The sequence below is a fragment of the candidate division WOR-3 bacterium genome, assembly GCA_029858255.1.
Taxonomy (GTDB): domain Bacteria; phylum Hydrothermota; class Tepidihabitantia; order SM23-42; family SM23-42; genus SM23-42.
Map to the genome: position 1 here is coordinate 59741 of JAOUFJ010000004.1, position 11133 is coordinate 70873.

The following is an 11133-nucleotide window of genomic DNA, read 5'->3' on the forward strand; positions in this document are numbered from 1 at the left end:
GTCTACATCCCTCGGCCGAATATCTGTCCGAGTCCGATCCCGACAAATATCGACACCAACCAGATCACAAAGACGAGCACGTAGGCGTTTTTCTTGGCGATACCATTGGTGATACTGATGCCCATGCCGACCAATATCATCTCCCAGATAATGAAGAAGTCAAACCCGGCGAGCAATTGGTAGGTGAACGAGTCCCTCCCAAGGGCCGGAGCGAGAAGTGCAAGGGATGTCGTTACGTATGGCGATTTCGTAATCGCGATCATGATCAGTTTCAGGATCGCTGAGGGTACGACCACCAATGATGAAAAGCATATGACCGAAAATATCTTCTTGAACCCGCTCTCGCCGCCGAAAAGGGGCACGAAGAGATTGGTCACGACGGTAAAAACAAGCAATAGGATAACGGTAAAAAGCGCGGCACTGAGGGCGCCCGAAATTACGGCAACCGGGCCCGAAGTGAACTGTCTCGCCTGTTCCATTTGTTCCTCGGTCATGCCTCTTTCTCTCATCACCTCTTCCTGACGCATCGTTATTTCTTCCCGTGCGAGATTCACGGTCAGTACAGCAGTCAGCGCTACGATCACTAGAACGATCACTAACGGCAGAACCCACTTGGTTTTTTCTTTCAATGCAGTGAATACCTTGCCCGGAGCAAAGTATATATCCAATATGCCCATTTTGTCTCCTTTCCAACTACTTTATAGTACGTGTTAACAAGGGAATATGTTTCAGTAGAGAATTACTGAAATCCGCTCGTTACTATTAGTAACGATTTTACGCATAAATTTCGTGATGTCAACGGATTGCTCGGCATGGTATTGACACGACAGATCATATCAATATCCTTATTGTCGAGGAGGAAATATGGCTAATAAAAAGCGCCTGTTTATTGCCACTGTATTCGGAGTGCTTTCCGGCATTGTTTGCTGGATTCTGGCGTCCTCTGAAGGACCCACTCCCTGGTTTTTCGCCCTTTCAACCATCCTCAGCCGCACGCTTATTGGATTCGCTATCGGCATCAGTGTACTCAAGATCAGATGGTGGCTGCATGGCATAATCATGGGCTTTATCTTCAGCATTCCCATGGCCCTGCAGGGTTTTTATGTGCCAGGTAAAGAACTGTTCATTCTATTGGGAACGTTGATCATGGGTGTGATCTACGGTTTCTTTATCGAACTCTTTACGACCGTAGTCTTCAAGGCTGGAGCGAAATAGCAAGGTAGAGTACGATAATCAGTATTCACGGCTTCTGAGGCGCTTGACCAGAAGCTCTAGCTGACCAAGGACCTGCGCTATCTTATTGTCCTTTATGAAATAGACCTTACCCTCGCGGAGATTCTCATAACGAACCAGATCGATCTCCCTTAGGTGCCTCAAGACCGTGCTGACCGTAGTGACTGAAAGCTTCAGCTTCACGGCTATGGCCGATGGAGTACAACCGCCCCGCATCAGAAGCTTGACAATCTGGTACGCTGTGGGATTACCCAGCACCCTGCAGATACGCGAACTCCGGTAATCGATTTCGGGTACTCTTCTCTTTTCGTTTCTCATCTTGTCTGTACATATATTACAAATTCCATCCATTACGTTACAACAGTAAATTCGTGAATTCGCCAATTGGCGAATTCGGAAATTGCGAGTATACTTCAAATCACTCACAGTTCAGACACGTTTCAAAGACCATGTGAACAGACATCATTGCGCCAAAGAAAACGGGTCAGTGGAACACACGCTATTTACGTTGAATTTCTGTTCGGGCTGTATATAATTACGCCATGATCGGGACGATCGTAAATACGGTACTCGTCATTGTGGGCAGTCTCCTGGGGTTGCTCCTGCGAAAGGGTATCCCTGAAAATTTCAGCAGGATGATCATGGTCGGGCTAGGCCTCTTCACCTGCGTGTTGGGTGTGAAGATGGGTATCCAGATGGAACGGCCGCTCGTTGTCGTCTTGAGCCTGATACTTGGTGGTGTGTGCGGTGAACTATTACATGTCGAGGAATTCCTCGAGGGCATCGGCGAGAGACTGAAGCGGCTGGTCAAGAACCAGGGGGAAACATCATTTGCTCAGGGTTTTGTTTTTGCCAGCCTGCTTTTCTGTGTCGGTCCCATGACCATACTCGGGTCGATCCAGGCCGGGCTTCAGAACAAACCTGAATTGCTTTTTGTCAAATCACTGATGGATGGCGTGTCGTCGGTCATCCTCGCCTCGGCAATGGGTCTTGGCGTCATCTTCTCGGCAGTTACCGTGCTCGTGATCCAGGGCGGCCTGACATTGCTCGCCCAGCAGTTCAGTTTTCTTACCGACCCGGTCTACCTCAACGATTTTACCGGTGTCGGCGGCATCATGATCTTTGCCATCGGGCTTAAGCTGCTTGCTGTCAAAACCATCAAAGTCGGCAATCTACTGCCGGGTCTGGTTATTGTAATAATCCTCACTTTTATTGCTGGATTGATTTAGCAGAAATACCAAAACCTCAGTATCCGAAATTTCCTTGACAGATCTCTTCGTAAAGGATATACTCAATCGGCTGGTGGATTCAAGGGAAGCGCCGTGAGAATCGGCCGCGGTCGCCGCCACTGTGATTCCATCTTTTCTCTGATCAACGAAAGCCACTGTTGCCGCACCCCAGGCGTGCGGACGGGAAGGCTGGTCAGGGCAGGATAAGCCAGGAGACCTATCCCCAGTCACACGAAGATATACCTTCGGACGAAAGGAGGATGTATGCTGCTTTTGTTATTATCACTGATGATCAGCCAAATCACGTATGAAATGGATGAGGTCGTGGTCACGGCGCACCGCTATCCTGCCCTCTTGAAGGACGTCACGGTTGCGGTCATGATCATAGAACGCGAGGAAATAGACAAGCTAAATGCCCTCAATCTTGGTGAAGTACTCAACGCTGCTGCCGGCATCGATTTCAAAGACTACGGAACAACTGGCGGGGTGACCAGCGTGTCCTTGCGCGGAGTGCCTTCCAATGGCACCCTGGTTCTCATCAACGGACAGCCGTTGAACGCCGTCACCAATGGCATGGCTGACCTTAGTATGATCGACATAAACACGGTCGAAAGAATAGAGATCGTCAAAGGACCGGTTGCAAGTCTCTACGGCGCGAATGCGCTTGGCGGCGTCGTCAATATTATAACACACCGTGAACTGAGCAAACCAGACATCGCGATAAAGTTCACGCCTTCAACAACGGTAATAGACGATCCTCTTCACACAAAAGACATATCGATCAAACTTGGATTGCCGATACGGAAAACACAGTTTGACCTCAGTGGCAATTACGGCAATTCTGATGGGCACAGGAGCAACAGCGATCTGACAAAATACCATATTACAGGCTCAATTGTTCACAAGGCCAGAAGCGCAGAATTGCGAGCGTTCATAAACTACAGTGACAAAGAGTACGGCATTCCCGGACCTCTGCCATTTGTCGACAGCCTTCATCCAATGCCACAATTTGGCGACAGTACCGCAACCTCCCTTTTTGACCGGGAAATAGATCACTCGCTAATGGGGAATTTAGGTGCCGATTTGCAGGTTACTGACAACGTACGGTGGTACAGCAAGATTTTTGCAGACCGGAAGCATACTGTATTCAGCACTACTTACGGCGGGTGGTTGGGTGATACCATCAGCGAAAAATATGATTACCTGACTCACACGCTCGGCTTAAACACAATGCTGACAGTGCGCGCTGAGAAATTTGCTTTCGCGCTCGGTCTTGACGCCACTTATGATACCCTTCTCACGAATACTACTTCAACGCAGACCGGAGATACCGCCTGGCGTGCCAGTTCAAGCAACATAGGAGTGTGGACTGAACTGCAACTACACCTGACCGATGCGGTATCGGTTACGCCCAGCATCCGCTACGACCGCAATTCGGCTTTCGGCGATTTCTTGTCACCCGGGATCGGTATTTCCTATATGCCGAACGAAATACTCTGGCTCAAGTTCTCGGCGGGGAAAACGTATCGCGCACCGACCTTCAATGACCTATACTGGCCGCAATCCGGCAATCCCGACCTCGAACCAGAACACGGCTGGGCATATGAACTCCGTGCCGAGAGTTCGCCGCGACCAAATCTTTTTGCGGCAGCGTCTCTCTTCCTGCGCAGCGTGAAGGACCGGATCGCATGGTTGCCCGAGGCCAATAACTTATGGCAGCCGCAGAACGTAAATTTTCTGACGATAAGAGGTTTCGATCTGGAATTGAAGCATCAGATAGCCGATTTTGTCGAGCACAACCTTGAATTCACTTACTTGAATGCACGCCAGAAGAACGATGAGATCGTGTATGATTATTATGACTGGGTAGCAGATACTTCACTGACGATTTCCGAAGAGATCGAACGGTCAGCTGCCTTCACACCAGAGTACAGCGTGTCCTCAACGTTCAGTTTTACATTGCCAGGGGACTTCGGGCTCAGTATTTCGGGTCAGTATGCTTCACGTCGGATCAATTATTATGCAAATTATGATGATTATCCGGCTGTGTACATGGATATGAAGACACTTGATGATTATTTGGTCGTCAATGCTGCGATCAGCAAAAAAATATTCAAAAATACTCGGCTGACTGTTGGTGTAAAAAATATGTTCAACAAAGAGTATTCGCTGCAATTTGGCAATGCAGTAGAAGACCGCGATTATCCTATGCCAGGGAGAGTTTATTTTGCTCAATTTAACGTAAAATATTGACATAAATGTCCAGCGCGGCTATAATTTCAAGTGGGGTAATCGGATAGCCGCTCCATGTGAGAGGAAAGTCCGGGCTTCATAGGGCAGGATGCTTCCTAACTGGAAGCCGCGCACCTAAGGTGCGGGAGGAAAGTGCCACAGAAAATATACCGCCCAGCACCTTTGGTGACACATGAGATCGATAGAATGTGTCTGCACACGGAATGTTGACGTCCTTCAGAGAACCGGAGGCAGTAATCCGTTGAGAACACTACAAGCGATCTCATAAGAATGGCTGTATGTCATGGCTTAATGCTTTGTCAAACCGCTGCATTTCTGATAAAGCAACAATGTACAGCTTGTTGTATCACCAAAGGTGCTGGGTAAGGGTGAAATGGCGAGGTAAGAGCTCACCACTCTGATGGTGACATCAGAGGTACGGCAAACCCCATCCGAAGCAAAACCAAGCAGTTCCAGTAGAGGCGGCCCGCCTTCCCCCGCACCTGTGGCGGCATATGAGATCGATGCAACGAGTGCTTAGAGGAAACATATCCGTCCTTCAAAGAATTGGAGGAGGAATTCTCTTGAGTGTTCTACAAGCGATCTCAGAACAATGGCTGCATCTTGCACCTTTGAGTTTTATCAACTTGTTGAGTTAATGATACAGCAACAGCGTGCAGCTTGTTATGCCACCAAAGGTGCGGGGCTGGAACGGGTAGGTTGCGCAGAACCCGGCAGTGATGCCGGGACAAGAGAAATGGCTATCTATTACAGAACCCGGCTTATAGATTACCCCACATCTGAAGCAGTTGACAAATAGTAATCACATAAGTATTATATACAAAGGTTCTGTCAATCTTTCGGAACCGGATTTTCATTTCACTGCATGAATTCATGACCAAATGGCAACCTAAGAATAATAATGCAGAGGCAACCGCCCTGCAGATCAGAGGCAAAAGCGTGCCGCGAGCAATAGTCCAGATCCTTCAGAACCGCGGTTACCACACTCCACAGGCAATAGAGAAATTCTTTGCACCATCTCTTTCTGACCTTCACGATCCTTTCTTGCTGCAAGACATGGAAAAAGCGGTCACACGCATCATGCGTGCAGTAGATAACAAAGAAAAAGTGCTGATCCACGGCGATTATGATACCGATGGGATAACCGCAACTGCTCTGATGGTCAGGAATCTAACAAAATTGGGTTTACGCATCCAGCACTACATCCCCCACCGCCTGGAGGAAGGTTATGGCTTATCTTCAAGTGGTATCAACCATGCCATAGAAGAAAGGTGCACATTGATCATCACCGTCGACTGCGGCAGCGGCGCACTCAATGAAATCGCATATGCAAACGAGCACAAGATCGATGTCATTGTCTGCGACCACCATCAACCGAAGGACCGCTTGCCTGATGCACTGGCTCTCATAAACCCCAAACTTCCGGGCAGTAATTATCCTTTCAAGGAACTGGCAGGAGTCGGCGTCGCCTTCAAACTCCTGGCCGCGCTCCAACAAAAAATGGGCAGGCCAATGGAAGAATTACATGGCGACCTGGACCTTGTCGCGCTGGGAACTGTGGTAGACGTCGTTCCCCTGATTGATGAAAACCGGGTTCTCGTGAAATACGGCATGAAAAGAATCCTGCACAGCCGGAAAAAAGGCATCCAGGCGTTATTGAAAGAAACGGGCATAAGCAAAGAATTGAATTCATACCATCTCAGTTTCATAATCGGCCCCCGCATAAATGCCTGCGGCCGGCTGCACGATGCAAAACTCGCTCTTGAGCTTCTGCTCACCGAAGACATGTCCCATGCGCTGAAGTTAGCGCACGGTCTCACGGTCGATAACGAGGAAAGAAAAAAAATCCAGGATGAAACGTATGCAAATGCCATTTCGATCATGAAAGACACAAAGCGAGACAAGGACCGTATCATAGTGCTGGCTAATGATGATTGGCATGAAGGCGTGCTCGGTATCGTTGCATCAAGAATCGCCTCCGAGCATTTCCGCCCGACCATAATATTGACCCTGAAACAGGAAACGGCAAAAGGTTCGGCGCGCTCTATTCCGGGTTTCGATATCACCGGCGCAATCGGGACTTGCTCTGAACTGCTTGTAAAGTACGGCGGACACGCTCAAGCTGCCGGGTTGGAATTGAAGCAGGATAATCTTGAACGCTTCAGAACCTGCATCAACGAGAATGCGCAGAATTTCGACAGTTCGGTTTTCGAAAAGCAGAGTTATTATGACATCAAGCTCGGGTTGGATGAAATAACAAACGAACTGGTGTATTTCCTCAAATACTTTGAGCCGACCGGTATTGCCAACCCGCAGCCGGTTTTCCTTGGTGAAGATCTCGAGGTCGTCGGCGTACCGCGGGTGATCGGCACGAACCATTTGAAGATCGCCTTACGCCAGGGGAAAAAAGCATTTCCCGCCATCGCTTTCGAACGGGCTGAGGAAATTCTCGGTATCGAGATCGGCAAAACAAGGGTCAATTGTCTTTACTCACTAGCCGAGGATTCTTACCTCGGCAAGAGAAAGACAAGCCTGAAGATAAAGGACCTGGAGAAGATAGTGTCATGAACTGGCACATGTCTACACGTGGACAGATCCGCTATTTTCAATTTTCGTTGGGGAAAGCTTCAGCAATATATTCGATAAAGAACGGTCAGGACGATCTCATTCGTCACTTTGAACCGGTTTTCTTGAAACAAATCCACTCCAATATCATCGTCGACATTGATGTGCAAGCAGAGCGAACGGGAGACGGTTTAATCAGCGCAGGAAAACGAAATATCGGCGTGAAGATCGCCGACTGTCTACCCGTTTACCTCTTCACGCCAGAGAAAACATGTCTTATCCACTGCGGGTGGCGTGGTATTATTGGCGGCATAGCCAAGGAAGCTGGCAGTTTGCTAAAGGAATTCCATTACGTGCTTGGAGCATCGATAGGATCATGCTGCTACGAAGTTAAGCAGGACGTTGTTGACCAATTTATTCAGAGTCACCCAAAAGCCTTGCGGCAGTGTAATAACCGATACTATCTCGACTTGAAGGCGGCGGTTATCAACGATCTTGGCTCCAGGAATCTACTGGGTTCACTTGATTTCTGCACAAAATGCCACCCTGAATATTTCTATTCACACCGACGCGGCGATCGTGAACGTAACTACGCGGTTATTACAAACAACCAGACAATAGATTGACACCACCTGGTTTCGGACTAAAATGACGCAATGAAGAGCCTCTGTTTCTTTCTCTTGATCCCCCTTGCACTGTTCGCTCAAGATTGGACAATGCTCGTATATGTCGCTGCGGACAATGACCTCGCGCAATGGGCGGATTCCGACCTGGTGGAGATGGAACTAATCGGCAGTAATCAGAATGTATCGGTGGTCGCTCAAATCGACAAACCATATATCGGCGCGAAGCGGATGCTCGTTAACCAGGGGTCATCTTATGTCATACAGGAACTTGGTGTCATCGACATGTGTGCATGGGAAACCTTGTATGACTTTCTCGCCTGGGGAATAAGTAGCTTCCCCGCCGACAGGTATCTGGTAATACTCTGGGATCATGGCTCGGGATGGAGCGCAATGCCCAATCGTTCTTTCGGCGCCGACTGGTCCAGCGGAAATGTTTTGAGCATAGCAAACGGCGATTTCGAAAAAGCACTGGATAACGCTTACCAGTACACCGGAGAGCGTATCGATCTTTTTGCCTTCGATGCATGTCTAATGCAGCAAATCGAGGTCGCCTTCGAACTCAAAGATTTCGCCCATATATTGCTCGCCCCCCAATCGATAATGCCGCTCCCGGGTTTCCGTTATGATGAAGTAATTCAAATCATCCACGCTGATCCGGGGATAAACGCCGCGGATCTTTCGCGTGGCATCGCACAAAGTACCGTGAGCAACTATCAGAACATCCAACCCATCGCCATTGCATCAGTCAACCTGCTGAGATTGAACGAGATACAGAACGATTTCGTCAATCTGGCCAGTGTATTGATGTATGAATCACCCGGTGCGGCATTGCGCGCCGTGAGGCAGAATGTTCAGACAATCCCGTCAATCGGCTGCACTCCTGATACCAGTGACGATTTCATAGACCTTGGAGATTTCATCCTGGGTCTGGACAACATCTACACCGGCGGCGAGATCGACCGCCTCATCGATTCCTATGACCTTGCCGTAGCATACACGTCATACTGGGGAGAAGCCTTTGCACAAACCACAGGCATGACTATCTGGTTCCCTGATGTGTATCGGCAATTCAAACAGCAGTTCTACGATTATGATAACCTTGAGTGGAGTCGTTCGAATTGGCTCAGATTTCTCAACTGGTACTATGACAGCGACGACATCAGACCAACCAGACCGTCATTAGAGGCAACTGCACCCGGCAATGACAATGAATTCACCCTCAGCTGGGCAGGATCTTATGATCTGGCACCATTGAAATATGATGTCTTTGAGATGTCCCGTTTGATGCCGGTTTTCAGTGATCCGTGCGAGGATTCAAGCCAGTGGAACTTTTCGGGGTTCGCCCTCACCTCGCTCAATCATTATACCGGTAGTTATTCTTTTTTCTCCGGGAATACCGGGAATCTGAACAACTATATCGAGACCAAGGACAACATCGAAATCGAAGGAATCGGAATGATGCATCTCTATCTCCATCATAATACCGAGGACATGACTGATTCCCTGATCATCCAGTACGGACCATTCCAGGATGTGCATTACGGATATTCAGGGGGCTGGATTCAAAGAACGATTTTACTGCCACCAGGTGATTATCCCATCCGCATATTCTACCGAACCAATAGCGTCAATAACCTGGGCGGTTGCTACATCGATGATATCCAGCTTTACATACTGACGGATGCTCGTACTGCTGGCAACGACCTCGACGAAACGCACCTCAGGCTTTTCAACGTACCGCGCGGTGTTCATCAATACTTGGTGTATGCCGAGGATTCCTATGGCAACACGAGCAACCTCAGCAACATACTGGAAGTGGACATCGAACAGTATGCTGCTCCGTACTCGATCCCAAACCCCTTCCAGACATCGTGCTACATCGCTCTCGATTACCCTGACACCCTTAACCCGACGGTAGAATTATTCTCGCTGCGTGGGGCACGTGTAAAGAAATTCTATCCCAATCAGATCGTTGATAAGAAGATCTTCTGGGACGGTAAGGACGAGGACAGCCGTGATATCGCGGCCGGCGTGTACTTTATCCTGGTGAAGGATGCCGGGTTCAAAAAGATCGGGAAGATCGCAAGGCAACGATGAGGAAAAACATCGCGATCATTGCGCATGGTGGAGCCGGCGGAATAAATCATGCCCGCCGTCGTCTTCGCGGCCTTAAAGAAGCCGTGAGAGAAGGCTACGATATCCTCTACGGTGGAGGATCAAGCATTGATGCTGTTGAGAAAGCAGCCGTGATTCTCGAAGACGCCCCGATTTTTAACGCTGGGACGGGTTCCTATCTCAATCTATCAGGCGAGGTAGAAATGGACGCCTCGATCATGACCGGCGAACTGAAGTTTGGCGCCGTCGGGGTGATCAGAGACGTCAAGAACCCGATAAGTATTGCGCGCATGGTCATGGAGAAAACCGACCACCTTCTGCTGTGCGGTGACAATGCAATAAAATTCGCCCGCTATATGGGCATGCCATACCATGATCCAAAGACAAGGGAGAAAGAACTCATCTGGCAAAGAGGAAAACGAAAGCGCGAAAGCAAATACTTTGAGAAAATATGGGAACTCAATGATTACTTTGGCACGATAGGAGTGGTCGCGATCGATATGAACGGACTGATTTCTGTCGCCACATCAAGCGGCGGGATAAATCTGCGTTTGCCTGGACGGGTTGGTGACACACCCATCATCGGCGCGGGAACTTATGCCGACCACAACGGTGGAGTCAGCACGACCGGACATGGCGAAGAGATAATGAGACAACTTCTTGCTTTTCGCGCTGTGACATTGATGTCAAAATCAAGAGCACTCGAGGCAGGAAAACAAGTACTGTCTCATGCAACAAAGTCAGGATGCCGATGCGGAATGGTCGGCATCGATAAGAACACCAACATACTCTGCCTCAACAACACCAAGGCAATGTCCTGGTGTTATATCAAAACCGGGAGAATGCGCGCTTTTCTTCATGAGTAATTGACAAAACCGGTTCGCTATATATAATTCCCAATGGCAAAGATCGATAATGTACTGTGCCCGGTGTGCTTATTCACCTCGAATTATATTAATCTGATAATCACCGACGAGGAATTCTACATGTGCCCCAAGTGTAAAGCGACCTTCTCCTATGAGGAACTGATGCAGTTATATACGATCAGCCAGTTCAGCTACGACATCAGCAAAACGAACCAAAAGCCAAGCCCGTAGTTACAGCAGATTCAA

General features: G+C 48.8%; 10 protein-coding genes, 1 other RNA gene and 1 riboswitch. Of the genes, 9 read left to right on the forward strand and 2 right to left on the reverse strand.

What is annotated here, in order from left to right; translation table 11 throughout:
* Positions 1 to 2: 2 nt before the first annotated feature.
* Complete coding sequence (locus OEV79_03340; protein ID MDH4210461.1) at positions 3 to 677, reverse strand: YIP1 family protein; 675 nt, start codon at positions 675 to 677, stop codon at positions 3 to 5.
* A 187-nt stretch (positions 678 to 864) separates the two neighbouring features.
* On the opposite strand from OEV79_03340, the gene OEV79_03345 reads away from it, so the two are divergent.
* Positions 865 to 1215, forward strand: a complete 351-nt coding sequence (locus OEV79_03345; GenBank protein ID MDH4210462.1) for a hypothetical protein — start codon at positions 865 to 867, stop codon at positions 1213 to 1215.
* Positions 1216 to 1233: 18 nt separating this feature from the next.
* On the opposite strand, the gene OEV79_03350 is transcribed toward OEV79_03345, so the two are convergent.
* Positions 1234 to 1584 (reverse strand): helix-turn-helix domain-containing protein, encoded by a 351-nt coding sequence (locus OEV79_03350; GenBank protein MDH4210463.1) that lies wholly within the window; start codon positions 1582 to 1584, stop codon positions 1234 to 1236.
* A gap of 191 nt (positions 1585 to 1775) precedes the next feature.
* Here OEV79_03350 and OEV79_03355 point away from each other — a divergent pair, with 191 nt between their 5' ends.
* From OEV79_03355 to OEV79_03390, 8 genes are all read left to right on the forward strand, one after another.
* Positions 1776 to 2462, forward strand: a complete 687-nt coding sequence (locus OEV79_03355; GenBank protein MDH4210464.1) for a DUF554 domain-containing protein — start codon at positions 1776 to 1778, stop codon at positions 2460 to 2462.
* A 37-nt stretch (positions 2463 to 2499) separates the two neighbouring features.
* Positions 2500 to 2702, forward strand: a riboswitch (cobalamin riboswitch).
* 24 nt (positions 2703 to 2726) lie between these two features.
* Positions 2727 to 4715, forward strand: coding sequence for a TonB-dependent receptor (locus OEV79_03360; protein MDH4210465.1), 1989 nt, complete (start codon positions 2727 to 2729; stop codon positions 4713 to 4715).
* A 31-nt stretch (positions 4716 to 4746) separates the two neighbouring features.
* An RNA gene (gene rnpB / locus OEV79_03365) (RNase P RNA component class A) lies at positions 4747 to 5495 on the forward strand.
* Positions 5496 to 5588: 93 nt separating this feature from the next.
* Positions 5589 to 7283, forward strand: a complete 1695-nt coding sequence (gene recJ / locus OEV79_03370) for a single-stranded-DNA-specific exonuclease RecJ (protein MDH4210466.1) — start codon at positions 5589 to 5591, stop codon at positions 7281 to 7283.
* The gene (locus OEV79_03375) at positions 7280 to 7906 is read left to right on the forward strand and encodes a polyphenol oxidase family protein (GenBank protein ID MDH4210467.1); all 627 of its coding nucleotides are present in this window, start codon (positions 7280 to 7282) and stop codon (positions 7904 to 7906) included. The genes recJ and OEV79_03375 overlap by 4 nt, the downstream gene beginning before the upstream one ends.
* Before the next feature lie 30 nt (positions 7907 to 7936).
* A complete protein-coding gene (locus OEV79_03380; GenBank protein MDH4210468.1) occupies positions 7937 to 10003 on the forward strand; it encodes a clostripain-related cysteine peptidase in 2067 nt (688 codons plus the stop codon).
* Complete coding sequence (locus OEV79_03385; protein MDH4210469.1) at positions 10000 to 10887, forward strand: isoaspartyl peptidase/L-asparaginase; 888 nt, start codon at positions 10000 to 10002, stop codon at positions 10885 to 10887. The genes OEV79_03380 and OEV79_03385 overlap by 4 nt, the downstream gene beginning before the upstream one ends.
* A 33-nt stretch (positions 10888 to 10920) precedes the next feature.
* On the forward strand, positions 10921 to 11118 hold the full coding sequence (locus tag OEV79_03390; protein ID MDH4210470.1) for a hypothetical protein: 198 nt from the start codon (positions 10921 to 10923) through the stop codon (positions 11116 to 11118).
* The last annotated feature ends 15 nt before the right edge of the window (positions 11119 to 11133 follow it).